Source organism: Mesorhizobium sp. M4B.F.Ca.ET.058.02.1.1 (assembly GCF_003952505.1).
Classification (GTDB): Bacteria; Pseudomonadota; Alphaproteobacteria; order Rhizobiales; family Rhizobiaceae; genus Mesorhizobium.
The window spans coordinates 5818951-5836437 of record NZ_CP034450.1 but is presented as its reverse complement, the minus strand read 5'-3'; the positions used below and the strand labels follow the sequence as shown (position 1 = coordinate 5836437).

At 65.4% G+C, this 17487-nt stretch carries 13 protein-coding genes; 2 read left to right on the top strand and 11 right to left on the bottom strand.

All coding sequences use genetic code 11. The features are described 5' to 3' along the window. Positions 1 to 15: 15 nt before the first annotated feature. Complete coding sequence (locus tag EJ073_RS28380) at positions 16 to 1104, bottom strand: ABC transporter ATP-binding protein (protein ID WP_126058527.1); 1089 nt, start codon at positions 1102 to 1104, stop codon at positions 16 to 18. Between the two features lie 261 nt (positions 1105 to 1365). Here EJ073_RS28380 and EJ073_RS28375 point away from each other — a divergent pair, with 261 nt between their 5' ends. Then, positions 1366 to 2079, top strand: coding sequence for a GntR family transcriptional regulator (locus EJ073_RS28375; protein WP_126058526.1), 714 nt, complete (start codon positions 1366 to 1368; stop codon positions 2077 to 2079). Positions 2080 to 2391: 312 nt separating this feature from the next. Next, entirely contained in the window at positions 2392 to 3258 is an 867-nt protein-coding gene (locus EJ073_RS28370; RefSeq protein WP_189362982.1) for a hypothetical protein, read from the top strand. 139 nt (positions 3259 to 3397) lie between these two features. Here EJ073_RS28370 and EJ073_RS28365 read toward each other — a convergent pair whose 3' ends face one another. The 10 genes from EJ073_RS28365 to EJ073_RS28320 form a co-directional block, all read right to left on the bottom strand. After that, the gene (locus tag EJ073_RS28365) at positions 3398 to 4912 is read right to left on the bottom strand and encodes an aldehyde dehydrogenase family protein (protein WP_126058524.1); all 1515 of its coding nucleotides are present in this window, start codon (positions 4910 to 4912) and stop codon (positions 3398 to 3400) included. A gap of 182 nt (positions 4913 to 5094) precedes the next feature. Continuing rightward, positions 5095 to 6366, bottom strand: coding sequence for an RNA polymerase sigma factor (locus EJ073_RS28360; RefSeq protein ID WP_126058523.1), 1272 nt, complete (start codon positions 6364 to 6366; stop codon positions 5095 to 5097). Next, positions 6363 to 6737 (bottom strand): YciI family protein, encoded by a 375-nt coding sequence (locus tag EJ073_RS28355; protein WP_126058522.1) that lies wholly within the window; start codon positions 6735 to 6737, stop codon positions 6363 to 6365. Before EJ073_RS28355 ends, EJ073_RS28360 begins: the two co-directional genes overlap by 4 nt. A gap of 111 nt (positions 6738 to 6848) precedes the next feature. Next, positions 6849 to 7940 carry a DNA topoisomerase IB gene (locus EJ073_RS28350; RefSeq protein WP_126058521.1) on the bottom strand — a complete coding sequence of 364 codons (1092 nt, stop codon included), beginning with the start codon at positions 7938 to 7940 and terminating at the stop codon, positions 6849 to 6851. A gap of 72 nt (positions 7941 to 8012) precedes the next feature. Then, complete coding sequence (locus EJ073_RS28345; protein ID WP_126058520.1) at positions 8013 to 8363, bottom strand: glycosyltransferase; 351 nt, start codon at positions 8361 to 8363, stop codon at positions 8013 to 8015. Continuing rightward, positions 8363 to 9298 carry a glycosyltransferase family 2 protein gene (locus tag EJ073_RS28340; protein WP_126058519.1) on the bottom strand — a complete coding sequence of 312 codons (936 nt, stop codon included), beginning with the start codon at positions 9296 to 9298 and terminating at the stop codon, positions 8363 to 8365. The genes EJ073_RS28345 and EJ073_RS28340 overlap by 1 nt, the downstream gene beginning before the upstream one ends. A 136-nt stretch (positions 9299 to 9434) precedes the next feature. Beyond that, positions 9435 to 10319 (bottom strand): transglutaminase family protein, encoded by an 885-nt coding sequence (locus EJ073_RS28335; RefSeq protein WP_126058518.1) that lies wholly within the window; start codon positions 10317 to 10319, stop codon positions 9435 to 9437. Positions 10320 to 10322: 3 nt separating this feature from the next. Further along, positions 10323 to 12734, bottom strand: coding sequence for a circularly permuted type 2 ATP-grasp protein (locus tag EJ073_RS28330; protein ID WP_126058517.1), 2412 nt, complete (start codon positions 12732 to 12734; stop codon positions 10323 to 10325). A gap of 6 nt (positions 12735 to 12740) precedes the next feature. Beyond that, the gene (locus EJ073_RS28325; RefSeq protein ID WP_126058516.1) at positions 12741 to 16100 is read right to left on the bottom strand and encodes a transglutaminase family protein; all 3360 of its coding nucleotides are present in this window, start codon (positions 16098 to 16100) and stop codon (positions 12741 to 12743) included. Between the two features lie 106 nt (positions 16101 to 16206). After that, the gene (locus EJ073_RS28320) at positions 16207 to 17397 is read right to left on the bottom strand and encodes an acyl-CoA dehydrogenase (RefSeq protein ID WP_126058515.1); all 1191 of its coding nucleotides are present in this window, start codon (positions 17395 to 17397) and stop codon (positions 16207 to 16209) included. Positions 17398 to 17487: the final 90 nt, after the last annotated feature.

The following is a 17487-nucleotide window of genomic DNA, read 5'->3' as shown; positions in this document are numbered from 1 at the left end:
TTTGGTTGTGATGGTTCAGGAATCGAGACGACCGAGGATGATCGCATCCTCGGCGTCCCAGGCGATCGGCACCGCGTCGCCGACGGCGACCGGCCTGGCAAAAAAGCCCTCGTCGTCGAGGATGACTGTGAACTCCTCGATGCCAGCGCCGTTGACCGAGAGCTTCACGGTTGCGCCGCGATACTCGATGTTGGAAACGATGCCGCTGAAGCCGAGCCCCGCCGCCGGCGCCTCGCCGATGCGCACATGGTCGGTGCGGATGGCGATGTCGATCGGCTCGCCGGGCTCGCGGCCCTGCCCGCTCGCGGCGAGCGAGACGCCGCCCGGCACCTCAAAGAGAACCATGCCGTCGCTGCTGCCGCTGACGCGGCCGGACACGACATTGTGGTCGCCCATGAAGCGGGCGACGAAAGCGGTCGCCGGCCGTTCGAATACGGTGCGCGGCGGCGCCGCCTGCTCGATGCGGCCATTGTTCATCACCACGATCAGGTCGGCCAGCGCCATTGCCTCCTCCTGGCTGTGGGTGACGTGAACGAAGGTGATGGCGAGCGAGGTCTGCAGCTTCTTCAGCTCCGCCCGCATGCGTATCTTGAGGAACGGATCGAGCGCCGAAAGCGGCTCGTCGAGCAGCAGCGCCTCGGGATCGGTGATCAATGCGCGGGCCAGCGCCACGCGCTGCTGCTGCCCGCCTGAAAGCTGCGCCGGGCGGCGGCTTGCATAGGCTTCCATCTGCATCAGCTTCAGCATGTCGAGCGCCTTGGAGCGGCGCTCCTCCTTGCCGACACCCTTCATCTTCAGGCTAAAGGCGACATTGTCGACGAGGTCGAGATGCGGAAACAGCGCATAGGACTGGAACATCATGGCTGTGCCGCGCTTGGCAGGCGGCAGGTCGGTGACGACGGTGTTGCCGAGCCGCACGTCGCCGCTCGAGATGCTCTCATGCCCGGCGATCATGCGCAGCGTCGAGGTCTTGCCGCAGCCGGAAGGACCGAGCAGGCAGCAATAGGTGCCGGCCGGAATCTTGAGGCTGATGTCCTCGACGGCGGTGGTCGCGCCATAGACTTTCGAAACGGACACGATGTCGATTTCGGCGGCTTTGGACATCCGGGCTCCTCTTGGCTCGGATTAACCAAAGCATCATGCATGCCAGTTGCCCGCCGCCACCCTCAAGCGTTTGAATCCTCGAGCAAATTGTCGATCCGGCCTCGCGCCCAGCAAAGCAGCACTCGTGTGCGATGCACAAATTATGGGCGATTGTCGGCGATGTCAGCAGAAATCGTATGCAATCTTTTCTACTATTGCGTTCAATTTGGCTCTCGTGCAGGCGGCCCGATTCAGGCTACAAGAGCTGAGGACCTTGCCGCCATGAACATCGCCGACCAGACCTTCCCAGCCGTCGACAACGCCAACGAGGATCGCGCCCAGGCGATCCGCGACCAGTTGCGGGACGCCATCGTCGACCGCCGGCTTGCGCCCGGAACCAAACTGTCCGAAGGCGAGGTCGGCACCCTATTCGATGTCAGCCGCACCGTCGCACGCGCGGCGCTGCAGATGCTCTCCTTCGAAGGCTTGGTGCGCACCGAGCGCAATCGCGGCGCCTTCGTCGCCAATCCCTCGCCGGAAGAGGCGCGCCAGGTCTTTGCCTCGCGCCGGCTGATCGAGCCCGGCATCGCGGTCGCCGCCGCCGGGCGCATCACACCGGCTGACGTTGCCGCCTTCAAGGCACAGCTCGAGGAAGAGGGCCGCTTTATCGCCGAGCGCGGGCCGAGCGCAAGGCGCTCCGAGATCAAGGCCTCCGGCGATTTCCATCTGCTGTTGGCTTCCGTGGCCGGCAATGTCATCCTGCAGCGCTTTATGGAAGAGCTGGTCGCGCGCTCCTCGCTGGTGATCGCGCTCTATGGCCGCTCCGGCATTTCGAGCTGCGGCCACAACGAGCATCTGCAGATCCTGGACGCGCTGGAGAACGGCAACGCCGAACGCGCCAGCGCGCTGATGCTGCACCACATCGACCATATCGAGGCTGATCTCGACCTGCGCGTCAGGAGCGGTCCGGCGCTGCGGCAGGCCCTCGAGTCCTGACAACCTGCGCGAGCCGGCCGATGCCGTTGCTTGTTTCAATCTTGGCCTGGAACGCGCGCTCACCCCGGCCCGGATGGCGCGAAGCCTGTGCTTGCCCCTTGCGTGCGTCAATTCGGCCGGCGGCTGCCGGGCTGACTATCGTTGGGAGGAGTTTTGCGAACGTTTGCAAAGAGTTAGCGAGGAAATGGCCTCGGCCTGCATGCAGGCCGCCCTACTTTGGTACGGGGAGCGCAATACTGGACACCAACGATGAAGGCTGGAAATGTGCTTCATGTTTCACGGTTCGGAGGGCTGAATCGGAGCAGGAGCAGGATGGCGCTGAAAGCCGAAGACATTGCCGGCCATCCGGCTGTGCACCGTGGTGTCCAGGAGCAGTCACGGGCGCTTATCCAGATCTACGAAACGAGCCCTCGGCTGGCCGCGATCTTCGCCACGCAGCAACGCTGGCTGATGGGCCATGTCGGCCTTGCCCTGCATTTCAGGCGGAATCCGAACGACCATCACACCGCGCTGACCTTGGCGCGCTTCCTCAAGGTGATACGCCAGAATTCGGTAGCCAGCCGCAACACGGCGGAAGCCTTCATCAAGGAGATGTTGCATTACAACATCGCCGAATATCTGCCGACAAGCGAAGATGCGCGCGCCCATCCCATGCAGCCCACGGCAGCCACCATCAAGACATTCACGGGCTGGGTCCTCGCCCATCTCAGGACGCTGGATATGATCGACGGCGGCAACCGGCTGGCCACCTTCCTCGACCGGCCCGAAATGCTGGCCAGATTGCAGCCGCTTATCGCGGACGGTCTGTTGTCTTCAGCGCCGGTGCGTGAGCCCGAGCAGACCTTCTCGCTGTTCATCTGGCTCAACAATGGCGGCATCGTCATGGACTGGCTGATGTCCGGCATCGATCCAGAGAATGCCGGACTGGACAAGATCCCGACAAGCGTGGTCTCGATCGCAGAGTTCGCCCGATGGCTTAAGCTGTCGCGCACCCATCTCGCGCGCAAGCTGCATGACGCCGAGGAACTCGGCAGCATCGGCTGGGCCGGCCAGCGCGGCCATTCCCTGATGTGGGTTTCGAAGGAATTCTACCACGAATACATGGCCGTCCAGGCGGCCAAGCTCGCCGTTGTCGATGCGGCCTTCGAGGTCTGTTTTCCGGCACCGGAAAGAGGCTGAACGTTCTGCCCTCCGCACAACCCGCGATCTCACCGGCAAACGTCAGAAAGTGTCCGGCGTCGCGGCCGCCATGCGCGCTGTCGACCTGCGTGGCCTGATCGTGCAGGACAGGCGCCGCCATGAGCGGCGCCTGCGATCCTCAGTCGATGTCGAACGAGACGCCCTGGGCAAGCGGCAGCGCCTTGGAGTAGTTCACCGTGTTGGTGGCACGCCGCATATAGGCCTTCCAGGCATCCGAGCCGCTCTCGCGGCCGCCGCCGGTCTCCTTCTCGCCACCGAACGCGCCGCCGATCTCGGCGCCGGAGGTGCCGATGTTGACATTGGCGATGCCGCAATCCGAACCATCAACGCCTAGGAAGCGCTCGGACTCCTGCAGGTCGCGGGTGAAGATCGACGACGACAGTCCCGCGCCGACCGCGTTATGCTCGTCGAGCACGGCATCGAAGTCGGAGTACTTCATCACATAAAGGATCGGCGCGAAGGTTTCTTCCGTCACCGGCGCGACCTGCTTGGGCATCTCGACCAGCGCCGGGTGCACGTAATAGGCATCCGGATGGCCGTTCTCGACCCGCGAACCGCCGGTAACCTTGCCGCCATGGGCGGTGGCTTCCTGCAGCGCCTTCTGCATGTTGTCGAAGGCGGCCTTGTCGATCAGCGGACCGACCAGCGAAGACGTTTCCAGCGGATTGCCGACCGAGACGCTCTGATAGGCCTTCTTGAGACGCGGCAGCAGCGCGTCGTAGACGCTCTCGTGCACGAACAGGCGCCGCAGCGTCGTGCAGCGCTGGCCGGCCGTGCCCATGGCGCCAAACGCGATGGCCCGCAGCGCCATGTCGAGATCGGCGGTCGGGCAGACAATGCCGGCATTGTTGCCGCCGAGCTCCAGCACCGCGCGCGCGAAGCGCTTGGCCAGCCGCGGACCGACGTCGCGACCCATGCGGGTCGAGCCGGTGGCCGAGACCAGCGGCACCTTCGGGTGGTCGACCAGGATCTCGCCGACGGCGCGGTCGCCGATCAGCACCGGCGCCAGCCCTGCGGGCGCATCATTGCCGAAGCGCTCGACCGCGCGCTTGAAGATCGCCTCGCAGGCAAGCGCGGTCAGCGGCGTCTTTTCCGACGGCTTCCACACAACGGCGTCGCCGCAGACCAGCGCAAGGGCTGCATTCCACGACCATACCGCGACCGGAAAATTGAAGGCCGAAATGACGCCGACGACGCCCAGCGGATGCCAGGTCTCCATCATGCGGTGGCCGGGGCGTTCGGTGGCGATGGTCAGGCCATACAACTGCCTGGAAAGGCCGACGGCGAAATCGCAGATGTCGATCATCTCCTGCACCTCGCCGAGCCCTTCGGACGGGATCTTGCCGACCTCGATCGAAACCAGCCGGCCAAGCTCGGCCTTGTGGGCGCGCAGTTCCTCGCCAAGCAGGCGAACCAACTCGCCGCGCTTCGGTCCCGGCACCAGCCGCCAGGCCTGGAACGCCTTGTGGGCGGCGTCGATGGTTTTGGCCGCATCGCCCGGCAAGATCGTCTTCAGCGCTGCGATCCGCTCGCCGGTCACCGGGCTACGCACGATCAGGTCGCCGCCGGAAAGCGCGTCCTTGGCGACACCGAGCTTCTCCAGAAGTGCGGCCGTTTCCTTCGCTATCGTCATTTTTGTCCCTTTCAGATCCCGTCGCAAGGCAACGGGGCAAAGCCATGCGCCACCCTGTCCGTACCGTCGGGCCCGTCGGAGCGCTTTCATGGCGTGGCATTACTCGTTTCGGGGAAAAACCGCCACCCCGGCATGGTCTAAGCCCGGACCGCAGGGTTGGGCCAGACTTTCGAGACGGCCGCTCAGCGCGCCTTTTGCGCGGCCCGCTCGGCGCCTTCCTTCATCAGGCGGTCGATATGCATGCGGATATGGGCCGCCTCGGCGGCTGTGTTGGCAAGCGCGATCGCCCGGTCGAACGCAACGCGCGCCTCATCGCCGCGGTCGAGTTGCATCAGCAGGCCGCCCTTGAGGCCGAAGAAGTGGAAATAGCCGGACAGCCTATCCTCCAGCGGCTCGATCATGGCGAGCGCCGCCTCGGGGCCGCGCACCTTGGACACCGCTACGGCGCGATTGAGCGTCACCACCGGCGACGGCTGCATGCGCTCGAGCAGGCTGTAGAGCAGGTCGATCTCGGTCCAGTCGGTGTCTTCGGGCTTCACCGCCCGCGCATGCAGCGCGGCGATCGCCGCTTGCACCTGGTAGGGGCCGGGCTTCTGGTGGCGCAGCGCCTTGTCGACCAGCGCCAGGCCCTCGTCGATCATCTTGCGGCTCCAGAGACTGCGGTCCTGGTCCTCCAGCAGGACGATCTCGCCACTGACGTCGAAGCGTGCCGGCGCCCGCGCATGCTGCAGCAGGAGCAGTGCCGTCAGCCCCATGATCTCCGGCTCGGTCTGGAACAGCCGAAGCAAGAGCCGCGCCAGCCGGATCGCCTCCTCGCAGAGCGGCGCGCGCGCCGGCGCCTCGCCGCTGTTGGTCGAATAGCCCTCGTTGAAGATCAGGTAGACCATGGCGGCCACCGCCGCGAGCCGTTCCGAGCGCTCGACGGCGCCCGGCGTCTCGAAAGGCACGCCGGCATCCGCGATGCGCGCCTTGGCGCGGGTGATGCGCTGCTCCATGGCGCTTTCGCCGACCAGGAAGGCGCGCGCGATCTGTTTGACGGTAAGGCCGGAGACGATGCGCAATGCCACCGCGATCTGCTGCGTCGCCGGCAGGTCCGGATGGCAGCAGATGAACAGGAGCCGCAGGATGTCGTCGCGATAGTGGGCGCCGTCGAGACGCTCGGCGATATCGCTTTCGGTATCCTCCAGGTCGGAGATCTGGTCCTCTTCCGGCAGCGGCGCCTGCTTGGACCGCTTGCGGACCGCGTCGATGCCGCTGTTGCGGCCGACGAAGATCAGCCAGGCGGCGGGATCGCGCGGCGGGCCGTTCTTCGGCCAGTTCTTCAGCGCCCTCAGGCACGCATCCTGGAAAGCTTCTTCCGCGGCGTCGAGATCGCGGAAGTAGCGCAGCAGCGCACCCATCGCCTGCGGACGGGCGGTGCTGATCGCGGTGCTTATCCAGGCAAGCTCGGTCATGCGGGTACTCTGGCCGGATTGAAGAGGGAAACCGGGCGTATCTCGTAGGAGCCGCCGCTTGGATTGACCTCGGAAAGCTCGCGCGCGAAGTCGACGGCCTCGTCGAGGTCGGCGCATTCGAGCGTATAGAAGCCGAGGAACTGTTCCTTGGTTTCGGCGAACGGGCCGTCGATGACGACCGGCTCGCCCTTGACCGTGCGCAACGTCGTCGCGGCGGTGGTCGGCAAGAGACGCGCGACGGGCCCAAGCCGCCCGGCCTGGGCGTATTTTTCCTGCACGCCCAATAGCTTTGCCATGACCTCGTCGTCCTGTTCCTTGCTCCAGGAGCAGACGACGTCTTCGGAGGCGTAGCAGAGGATGGCGTAGAGCATGGCAAATCCTTTCCGTATCAAAGGACGCGACAGTAGGGCCCTTCCCGACACAACGTCGATAAAAAAATATTGAGCGATCACACGGGCTTGCCCGTCCACCCGTGCCACTGGTCAGGCGCCGCGCGTCTCAAGCCATCGCAACACCAGCGTCTCCTCTTCGTCGAGACCGGGTATCAGGCGTTTTCGCTTGCTTGCCTCCGCCATTTCGCTGAGCAGCCGGCCGTTTGCCCATGCTTCGAAGACCAGCGGGTGGATGTAGCATTTGCGGCAGATGGCACGCGTGTTGCCGAGGCGCTCGGCGACCCTGTCGATGATCCCGTTCATGACCCGCTTCATCTGCGCCTGGCTTTCCGGACGCTCGGCTTGTGCAAACAGCGACGCGGCGTGGATGGTGCCGCCCCAGGTTCGGAAATGCTTCGAGCTGAAATCCGCGTCGGCCGCGTCGCGGATATAGCGGTTGACGTCGCCCGAACCGACCGGATGCCTGTTGCCGTCCTCGTCAAGATACTGAAGCAGCTTCTGGCCCGGAAGTTCCTGCGCGCCGCGCACGATCCTGGCGATCCGGCGGTCGACCAGCTTCAGCTTCCATTCCTTGCCGGACTTGCCCTTGAAGGCAAAGCGCAAGTGCGATCCCTCGATGTCGACATGACGGTCGCGCAACGTCGTCAGGCCGAAACTCTTGTTGTCGCGGGCATAGGCGGCATTGCCGACGCGGATCATCGTATTGTCGAGCAGCCAGACGGTCGCCGCGACGACGCGCTCCGCCGGCAGACCGTGACGGCGCAGATCCGCATCGATGCGGCGCCGCAGTCCGGGCAGGCTTTTGGCAAAGGCGACCAAGCTTGAATATTTGGCGCCGTCGCGCTCGGCGGCCCACAGCGCATGATAGCGGTATTGCTTGCGCCCGCGCTGGTCCCGGCCGGTCGCCTGGATGTGCCCGCGGGCATCAGGCGAAATCCAGACATCGGTCCACGCCGGCGGAATGGCCAGTGCCTTGATGCGCGCAAGCGTGGCCGCTGAGACCGAACGGCCCTGGAGCCCGAGATAGGCAAAGCCCTTGCCTTTTCGCTTGCGGCGAATGCCGGGATCGGCATCGCTGACATAGGTGAGCGACGCGCGCTCGGCCGAATCTTGCGCGCCGTTCTTTCGGGTTTCGTCCTCTCCTGCTGAACGGTCAGGGGAGGATTGCGGTCGTTGCAGCATGATGCATCCCACGGAACTGGTCCGTAGATAAGCCGCATCGCCGGCGACTGGTTCCGTGCTGCTCTTAAGGGTTCACGCTCGCGCGACGGCCGACAGGTCCGCCATCCAGAGCCCGCCGTCATCGGATCTCTGCCCAGCGCGGGCAGGCGAGGCAATCCGCGGCAAGGAAGGCGACGAACGGGGCTTGTGTCGCCGCAGGCCGATATTTCGCGCAGCGCCGGCGAACAGTCGCTGCCCGACCTCGATGACCCTGACATCGAGTCCGGCACGACCCAGCAGTGCCTGGACATCCCCGCCGCCGGAATTCACGACCACGACCTCGAACGGTGCATTCTGGTCGAGCGCCGATCTTACTGCTGCGACCAACTCGGCAGGCGCCCGCAAACCAATCACCACGACTGCGAGTTCCGGCCTCTCGGCCATCAGGCGCTTTGCAACTGGACACGCGGCATGGAAAACCGGCGCCGCGCCGCAAGCTTGAACTGATAGCGCATGCAACGCCAGATGTCCGACGGCACCTTCGGCGCGGCCTTGGCCACGGCCAGGAACCGGGCCGCCGTATCCAGGTCGCCGCGCGCATAGTGGACGCGCGCGATCTTCAGGGCGACAAGCCCTTCCCTGGTCTTCAGCGTCGACTTCGCAATCCCGCAATCGGCGAGCCCGTGCAGCGCATTGCGCCATTCGAGGAAGCGCTTTGCCGGCAGCACGATGAAGCGGTCGTCGGAGCGTTCCGCCGAAACACAGTAGGTCATGACCGGTTGCGTGATGATCGCAAGCCGGGCCTTGCTCAACACCCTTGCCCAGAACAACGTGTCCTCGTCATAGGCGAGCCCGGTTGGGAACCGCGTTTCCCCGATCGCCTGCCGGGACACCAGCGCGCTTCCCACCGCAATCGAACGTATGTGACCTTCGATATAGGCCGAGGCATTGGCGATGCTCGCGGCCGTATAGCCGGCAGGCAGCTTGATCTGCCGGTCGACGCCGTCGGTCCGCCGACGATAGGCGCCGACCACCATGTCGGCCCTTGCCTGCATGCTGGCCTGAAGCAGCAATGACCGCAGCCCGCCCTCCAGATGCAGGTCGTCGGCATCGATCATGTAGATCCAGGGATGGTTCGCCTGCGACAGGGCGAGATTGCGGGCTCCGCCGGCGTCCCTGCAGTTGGACTGGATGACGCGCAACGGCAGGCCCAACCGTGAAGCAGCATCGCTGGCGACCGCTGCCGTGCCGTCCGAGGACAAATCGTCGACCAGCAGCACCTCGCCGATGGCGTCCGCTTCCGAACGCAGCGATCCCAGCGTCCTCACTATGGTCGCTGCTGCATTGTGTGCCGGAATGATGACGCTGACAGCTTTCAATGACAACTCCGCACCGGCGCAAAACCCATGCATCCGGCCGTACCGCCCCGAAGCGCAAGATAGCGACAGCGTCCGGATTTGAGAAGCAGTCTTTGCTCGCTCCGCCCGTACGGCACAGGCCTGGACCCCGATGTGTTCACAGCTTTTCGAGCACGACCGGAATGACATCGACCGCTTGCTCGGCCGCCTGGCCGCCGGTCGTCTTGAGCACGCCGACGATCGGCGCCACATCGGAATAGTCCCGCCCGTAGCCGACCGTGATGTGGTCGTTGCTCGCCCGCATGCCGTTGGTCGGATCGAATTCCTGCCATCCGGCGTCACGCCCGCACCAGGCCTTGACCCATGCATGCATGGCATCGGCACCTTCGAGCCGGGGCTTGCCCTTTGGCGGTATGGTGCGCAGGAAGCCGCTGACATAGCCAGCGGGAATGCCGAGGCCGCGCAGGCCGGCGATCATGATATGCGAGAAGTCCTGGCAGACGCCGCGCTTCAGGCCGAAGGCATCGCTGGCGCGGGTCTGCACGGTGGTGGCCTCGCCATCATAGGTGAAATCGCGATGGATGCGGTTGCACAGGTCCAGGACCGTGGCGACGGTCGAGCCGGCGATGCTGCCTTTCGCATAGGCGGTGATCGCGGAATCGATGCCGGCATGATCGCTGGCGGCAAGAAAATGATGCGGGGAATCCGGCGACAGCGACCGCACGCCGCCGAGTTCTTCCCGCAGCCGCTGGAGGTCGGGCGATACGTCCAGCCCCGGTTCCGGGCGCGACACCGACACGCGCGCGCTCATCCGGATGTCGAGCGCGTCATGTGCATCGCGAAAGGCGATCGAAGTGACGTTGTTGCCAAAGAAATCGGAAAAGTCGGAGCGCTCGCCTGGAGCCGGCACGAAGGACAGCGAAGCCGCGACTACCCGCTGCACGCCGACAATCGTCGGCGGCAGCACGCGCACCTGGTGCCGGCCGCCACCGGCCGCGGCATCATAGTCGTAGCTCAGATGAAGCCTGATGTCGTAGAGCATGCGCTATCCGAAAAAGGCCTTGGCGAGGCTGTTGTAGAGGCCGCCGATCTCATTGGCGAGATCGTCGATGACTTGCGCCGTCATGTCCGAGGGTTCCATGACGGCGATCGCCGTGTTGAGCTGAAGGATTTCCTTTGCCGCCGGCGACATGTGCCCTTCGCCGCCGCTCGAAGGCAGCATGCCGATCTCCGCCTTCAACCGCTCGAGCTGAAACAGGATGGAGCGCGGGTTGAGCGGGTCGAGCGCCAGGAGATCGATCACCGTGCGCCGGCCGGCCTGCACCGGGTACTGCCGGCGATGAGTCATGACGCTGTCGCCGATCTCCAGCATCATGTCGAGCGCGCCGTCGGGCGCGCCAGCCCTGGTCAGCCGGGCAAGCATGCGGGCGATCTGGATGCCGCGCTCCAGCCGCCGGCCGATTTCGAGAAAGCGCCAGCCGGTGAAGCGGTACATGTTCTCGTGCAGCAGGCCGGAGAAGCCGGCGAGCTTGCGCAGGATCACCGTCATCGCCCGGGTCGCGTCGTCGCCTGGCGCCACGGTCCTGGCGAACTGATGGATGGTCTTCGACAGGTCCTTCAGCGCCAGCCAGCCATCCGGCGAAAAACGGTCGCGAATCTGCCCGGCGCTGTAGACGGCGCTGTCTAGCGTGCCGATCAGGCCAAGCGGGATCGCCGTTTCGACGTCGATGCCGAACGGTTCGAGATAATCCCTGATATCGGCAAGCAGCGGCGTTTCAGGATCGGAGGTCTCAGCCAGCCGCACATGATAGGCGCGCAGCACGCGGGCCGTGTCTTCCGATCGCTCGATGTAGCGGCCGAGCCATGTCAGGTTCTCCGCCGCGCGGCTGGGCAGACTCCCAGGCATGGAGCGGGTGAAGCTGTCATGCTCCTGCGGCAGCAGTGTCTCGCGCTCGACCGGCCGGTCGCTGACCACCCAGACATCCGCCGCCTGGCCGCCGCGCTGCATGGCTATGGCTGTCGTGTCCTGCGAGAAGCCGACCCGGGCAAAACCGCCGGGCATCACCGTCCAGCCATCCGCCGTGCGCGCCAGATAGACGCGCAGGCTGGCCGGCCGCGGCTCCAGCCAGCCGCCGACATAGACGGGCGTTGTCGAAAGCGTCACTGCTTCCTGGCCGACGAAGTCGCCGCCGCTGCCCTTGATCCGCGCCACCAGTTCGGCCCGCTCGGCATCGGAGAGCATCGATCCCAGCCTGGTCGCATCGTCGTCCTCGAAGGCAAGCCGTGTCGACAGCGCCGGTCCGACCACCATGCGGTCGAAATTGGCAAGCACATGGTCGCGCTCGTTGTCCTGCCCGCACCACCAGGTGGCGACGCTCGGCAGCAGCAATTCTTCGCCGCGCAATTCCCTGGAAATCCTCGGCAGGAAGGATAGCAGCGCCCGCGTCTCCATCAGGCCCGAGCCCAGCGCATTGACGGCCGAGACCGTGCCGCTGCGGATCGCCTCGACCAGGCCGGGCGTGCCGATCTGAGAATCCGGCCTGAGTTCCAGCGGATCGGCGAAGGCGGCATCGAGCCGCCGCCACAGCACGCCGATCGGCTTCAACCCCGAGACGGTGCGCACCATCAGCTTGCCGCTGGAGACGGTCAGGTCCTCGCCTTCGAGCAGCATGATGCCGAGATAGCGCGCGATATAGGCGTGCTCGTAATAGGTCTCATTGAGCGGTCCCGGCGTCAGGATGGCGACGCGCCCGCCAGTGTCCTTGGCCATGCCGATCAGCGCGTCGCGAAAACGGCGGAAGAAGCCGGCGAGGCGATGGACATGCATCTCGCCATAGATGTCGGACAGCGCGCGCGTGGTGGCGACACGGTTCTCCAGCGCGAAGCCCGCGCCCGACGGCGCCTGCGTGCGGTCGCCCAGCACCCACCAGCGGCCGTCCGGACCGCGGCCAAGCTCGAAGGCCAGCATGTGGAGGAAATGGCCGCTGGCCGGCCTTGTGCCGGCGACGGGCCGCAAATATTCCGGGCTGGCGGCGATCAGGCTGGCCGGCAGGATGCCCTTTTGAATCAGCCGGTTCGGACCGTAGACGTCGGCCAGAATCTCCTCGAAAAGGTCGGCGCGCTGCACGAGGCCGGCGCTGATCGCGGCCCATTCCTTTTCCTCGATCAGCAGCGGGACATGCGCCAGGGGCCACTCGCGCTCATTGGCGCCCGCCTTGTCGTAGACGCGGTAATAGACGCCGGCGTCGCGCAGATACTGGTCGGCGCGGGCGAAGCGCTGGGCGAGCTTTTCAGGGCCAAGGTCCTCCAGCGCCTCGATGAAGGCGCGCCAGACCGGGCGCGGATTGCCCGAGGCGTCGACCATCTCGTCGACGACGCCGTCGATCGGCTGGTAGTGCTCCAGCAGACTGTGGCTCAGCGGCTTGCCGCCTATCTTCTTCTGATTCCCCTTCGCCATCGTCGATCAGAGTCTTGGAGGCCGCCTGAGGTCAAGGGTCATCGGGAAATCTTCAGAAGCTTCTTCGTTGTGGAGCACGTAACCCGCCGGTGTGTGGCCGCGTGGCTCGAAGCGGGCAAGCCGCCGCGCCTCCGCCTCGTTGCCATTGACCGGGAAGGTGTCGTAATTGCGCCCGCCGGGATGCGCGACATGGTAGACGCAGCCGCCCACCGCCCGGCCCGACCAGCGGTCGTAGATATCGAAGACCAGCGGCGTGTTGACCGGCAGCGCCGGATGCAGGCCCGAGGCTGGCTGCCAGGCCTTGAAGCGCACGCCCGCCACCGCAATCTCCCTGTTGTCCGTCACGTTCATCGGTACGACGCGGCCGTTGCAGACGACGGCGTGACGCTCCGGATTGAGGCCCTCCGTCTTCACCTGGAGCCGCTCGACGGAAGAATCGACGAAGCGCACGGTGCCGCCGATCGCGCCTTGCTCGCCCATCACGTGCCAAGGTTCCAGCGCCTGCCTGAGCTCCAGCTTGACGCCGGCATGCTGGACCTCGCCGCAGAAGGGAAAGCGGAATTCGAGCTGCGCGGCGAACCATTCCGGACGGAATTCGAAGCCGTTGAGCTTCAGGTCCTCCAGCACGTCGAGGAAATCCGCCCAGACATGGTGCGGCAGCATGAAGCGGTCGTGCAGCGAGGTGCCCCAGCGCACGAAGCGGCCATCGAGCGGGTTCTTCCACGCGCGGGCGATGATAGCGCGCACCAACAGTTGCTGCGCCAGGCTCATGCGCGCATTGGGGGGCATCTCGAAACCGCGGAACTCGACGAGGCCCAGCCGGCCGGTCGGGCCGTCGGGCGAGAACAATTTGTCGATGCAGATTTCGGAGCGGTGCGTGTTGCCGGTGACGTCGGTCAAGAGATTGCGGAACAGCCGATCGACCAGCCATGGCAACGGGGCCGCGCCCTTATCGGGATGCGGCACCTGCGCCATCGCGATTTCGAGTTCGTAGAGCGAGTCGTGGCGCGCCTCGTCGAAACGCGGCGCCTGGCTGGTCGGGCCGATGAACAGGCCCGAGAACAGGTAGGACAGCGACGGGTGGCGCTGCCATTGCAGCACCAGGCTCTTCAAGAGGTCGGGCCGGCGCAGGAACGGGCTGTCGTTCGGCGTCGCGCCGCCCACCACGACATGGTTGCCTCCGCCGGTGCCGGTATGGCGGCCGTCGATCATGAACTTGTCGGTGCCGAGTCGCGACTGCCGCGCCTCCTCGTAGATTGCCGTGGTCGTGGCAACGCATTCCTGCCAGTTGGCGGCGGGATGGATATTGACCTCGATGACGCCGGGATCGGGAGCAACGCGGATGACGTTGAGACGCGGATCGTGCGGCGGGCCGTAGCCCTCGATGTGCACCGGCAGTCCGATCGAGCGCGCGGCGTTCTCGGCCGCCGCGACCAGTTCGAGATAATCTTCCAGCGCCTCGACCGGCGGCATGAACACGCAGAGTCGGCCATCGCGCGGCTCGACGGTGAGCGCGGTGCGCACCGCGCCGCCGATCTCGGCGATCTGCTGTTCGACACGGTCCTGCTGGCCGACCACTGCGGTGAACGACACCGCCTGCTGGCGGCGCGCCATATCGTCGGCGCCTTCCAGTTCGGCCGGCGACGCTACCGGCAAAATGGCCGCGCGCTCCGGCAGCGGGCCACGCGGAACCGATGGGTCGACCGGCACGATGTAGGGGAATTGCGCCGGCGGCACATAGGGCAGAGTGCCAAGCGGCAAGCGATAGCCGACCGGCGAATCGCCGGGAACCAGGAACAACCGGCCACGCCTGGTCTTCCATTTCTCCGATCGCCAGCGCGGCCCCGCTGCCTGGCTGTTCCAGCGCTGCACCGGCAGCACATAGCCCGACGGTTTGGTCAGGCCGCGCTCGAACACCCGCGCCATGCGGCTGCGCTCTTCCGGGTCCTCCAGCTTGGAATTGGACGGATCGACATTGTCCGGCAGCTTGCCTTCCTTGAGCAGCCATTCGGCCGGATCCTCATAGGCCTCGCTGACCATCGCCTTGTCGATGCCGAGCTCGCCGGCGATCGCCGTCAGCAGGCTTTCGGCCTGCTGCGGCCCGATGTCCGTCTCGCTCCTTTCGCGCGCGATCAGGGACGGGTCGCGCCACACCGGCTCGCCATCGGTGCGCCAGTAGAGCGAGAAGGTCCAGCGCGGCAGGCTTTCGCCCGGATACCACTTGCCCTGGCCATAGTGGAGGAAGCCGCCCGGCGCGAAGCGTTCGCGCAGCCGGCGGATCAATGCATCAGCCTTCTCACGTTTGGTCGGGCCAACCGCCGCCGTGTTCCATTCCGCCGACTCGAAATCGTCGATCGACACGAAGGTCGGCTCGCCGCCCATGGTGAGGCGAACGTCGCCCGCGGTGAGCGCCGCGTCGACCTTGTTGCCCAGCGCGTCGAGCGCCTGCCAGCTTTCGTCCGAAAACGGCTTGGTGATGCGTGGATGCTCGGCGATGCGGTCGACCCGCATGTCGAAGCCGAAATCGACATTAGCGAAGCTCGCCATGCCGGAAATCGGCGCGGCGTTGCGGAAATGCGGAGTGGCGGCCAGCGGCACATGGCTCTCGCCGGTGAGCAGGCCCGAGGTCGGGTCGAAGCCGATCCAGCCGGCGCCCGGAATATAGACCTCGCACCAGGCATGCAGGTCGGTGAAGTCGACAGCGGTGCCGGGCGGCCCGTCCAGCGAGACGAGATCCGGCTTGAGCTGGATCAGGTAGCCGGAGACGAAGCGCGCGGCGATGCCGAGATTCCTCAGGATCTGCACCAGGAGCCAGCTGGTATCCCGGCACGAGCCCTTGGCCGCGGCCAGCGTCTCCTCCGGCGAAAAGACACCTGTCTCCATGCGCACGATGTAGGCGATCTCGCGTTGCAGTCGCGCGTTGAGGTCGACGAGGAAATTGACGGTGTTCCTCGGGCTGCGGTCGATCGTTCCGAGGAAAGCCGACAGCAGCGGCCCCGCCGGCTCCGGCGTCCGGTAGATGGCGAGGTCTTCCCTGATTTCTTCCGGATACTCGAACGGAAAATTCTCGGCCGATTCCTCGACGAAGAAATCGAACGGATTGTAGACCGTCATGTCGGCGACGAGATCGACCTCGATCTTGAGCTCGTTCACCGGCTCAGGGAAGACGAAGCGGGCGAGGAAGTTGCCGTAAGGGTCCTGCTGCAGGTTGACGAAGTGATTCTTCGGTTCGACCTTCAGCGAGTGGCTTAGCACCTTGGTGCGCGAATGCGGCGCCGGCTGCAGCCTGATCACCTGGGGCCCAAGCACGACCGGCCGGTCGTATTTGTAGTGGGTCAGGTGGTGGACAGCTGCCAGAATTGCCATGGTGCCCCGGGGTTCGGCGTTTCACTTCGCCGAACCCTGACACAAATGCAGGCCATTCTCCAAGCAGAGATGTTGCGCTGCACCTAATTTAAGCAGCGTTGCCGGCTTAGAAAAACGCCTGGATACCAGTCTGCGCCCGTCCGAGGATCAGCGCATGCACGTCATGCGTGCCTTCATAGGTGTTGACCGTCTCCAGGTTCTGCGCATGGCGCATGACGTGGTAGCCGATCTGGATGCCGTTGCCGCCGTGCATGTCGCGGGCCTGGCGGGCGATGTCGAGCGCCTTGCCGCAATTGTTGCGCTTGACGATCGAGATCATCTCCGGCGCCATCTTGCCTTCGTCCATGAGCCGCCCGACCCTGAGCGAGCCCTGCAGGCCCAGCGTGATCTCGGTCTGCATGTCGGCGAGCTTTTTTTGGAAGAGCTGCGTGCCGGCGAGCGGCTTGCCGAACTGCTTGCGGTCCAGGCCGTATTGCCGCGCCCGGTGCCAGCAATCCTCAGCGGCGCCCATCGCGCCCCAGGAGATACCGTAGCGCGCCCGGTTGAGACAGCCGAACGGCCCCTTGAGGCCCGAGACATTGGGCAGCAGCGCGTCTTCGCCGACCTCGACGCCATCCATCACCACCTCGCCGGTGATTGACGCGCGCAGCGACAGCTTGCCACCGATCTTCGGCGCCGACAGCCCCTTCATTCCCTTCTCCAGCACGAAACCGCGGATCTGGTTGTCGTGCGCCGCCGATTTCGCCCAGACGACGAAGACGTCGGCGATCGGGGCGTTGGAGATCCACATCTTCGAGCCGGAAAGCCTGTAGCCGCCCGCCGTCTTCTCGGCTCGCGTCTTCATGCCGCCCGGGTCGGAACCGGCATCCGGCTCGGTGAGGCCGAAGCAGCCGATCCATTCGCCGGAGGCGAGCTTCGGCAGGTACTTCTTGCGCTGCTCGTCCGAACCATAGGCATGGATCGGGTACATCACCAGCGACGACTGCACGCTCATCATCGAGCGGTAGCCGGAATCGATGCGCTCGACTTCCCGCGCCACCAGCCCATAGGTGACGTAGTTGGCGCCGAGCCCGCCATATTCCTCGGGAATGGTGATGCCGAGCAGGCCCGCCTCGCCCATCTCGCGGAAGATCGAGGGATCGGTCTTCTCGTCGAGATAGGCCTCCTCGATGCGAGGCGCGAGCTTGTCGGCGGCGAAAGCGGCGGCACCGTCGCGCACCATGCGCTCATCCTCGGAGAGTTGGTCCTCGATCAGGAAGGGATCTTCCCAGACGAATGCGTTCTTGTCGGCGGCCATGGCCTGTCTCTCCCGCGCAAAATCTTGAGGTGCGGGGCTTATCGGCCCCCGCCTGGAAAAAATCAAACGAAATTGCATCACCAATCAATG